Source organism: Aeromonas fluvialis (genome assembly GCF_000819885.1).
In the GTDB taxonomy this organism is placed as follows: Bacteria; Pseudomonadota; Gammaproteobacteria; order Enterobacterales; family Aeromonadaceae; genus Aeromonas; species Aeromonas fluvialis.
Genome location: NZ_CDBO01000028.1, coordinates 1 through 800, shown reverse-complemented (window position 1 = coordinate 800; position 800 = coordinate 1). Strand labels below are relative to the sequence as shown.

The window sequence follows — 800 nt, the reverse complement described above, 5'->3', positions numbered from 1 at the left end:
ATTTCCATGCCCCAGTCATCCAGGATCAGCAGCCCCACACTGTTCAGCTGCTCCAACAGCTTCGGATAGCTGCCATCTGCCTGCGCCAGCCGCATCTCTTCCAGCAGGGTTTTCAGCCGGTAGTAACGCACTGCTATCCCTTGCCGGATAACGTAGCGACCCAGGGCGCAAGCCAGATAACTCTTGCCACAGCCCGCCGCACCCGTCAGCAGCAGGTTTTGTTGATGACTCAGCCAGTGCCCTTCCAGTAGTTGGCGGATCTGCACTTTGCTAATGCCCCGGCCGGCCCGGTAGTCCAGTTGCTCCACTTGGCCCGCCAGCCTAAACCGGGCTTGCTTCTCCAGCCGGTTGATTTTTCGCTGCTCCCGCTGCATCAGTTCATGGCTCAGCAGCAGTTGCAGTCGCTCTTCAAAACTCATCTCCTGATACAGCATGCTCTGTGCCTGTTGTTGCGACAGTGCCCGCTTCATGCCGCTCAGATGCAGGCGGCTCAGTTGTTCATCGAGGTGTAAGTGCATGGTGTTCTCCTTGTGGGGCGCAGGATCAATGGAAGTAGTGCTCGCCATGGACATTGTCATGGTGGGTAGCTTGCAGCGGATCGACTTGTACCGTTGGGATGGGCTGTTGCTCCAGCCCGTGTTTGAGCATGCTGCGGATGTTGTGCAGCCGGTTGGCACCGGTCAGATGGCCACGTAAACAGGCCGCTTCCAGCCGCGCCTTGCCGTAGGTTTTGCTCTGTCCCAGCAAGGCCAGGCAGGGACGCACCGCCTGCGCGGGATGCTCCGCGTGGCGGATAAACC

Annotated in this window: 1 protein-coding gene and 1 pseudogene; both read right to left on the bottom strand. The window is 59.2% G+C overall.

Annotation, left to right across the window (positions count from 1 at the left end):
- A partial coding sequence (locus tag BN1125_RS06550) for an ATP-binding protein (RefSeq protein ID WP_042011342.1) occupies nt 1-518 on the bottom strand: 518 nt, incomplete at its 3' end.
- A 25-nt stretch (nt 519-543) separates the two neighbouring features.
- Nucleotides 544-800 (bottom strand): annotated as a pseudogene (locus BN1125_RS06545) (IS21 family transposase); the annotation flags it as partial.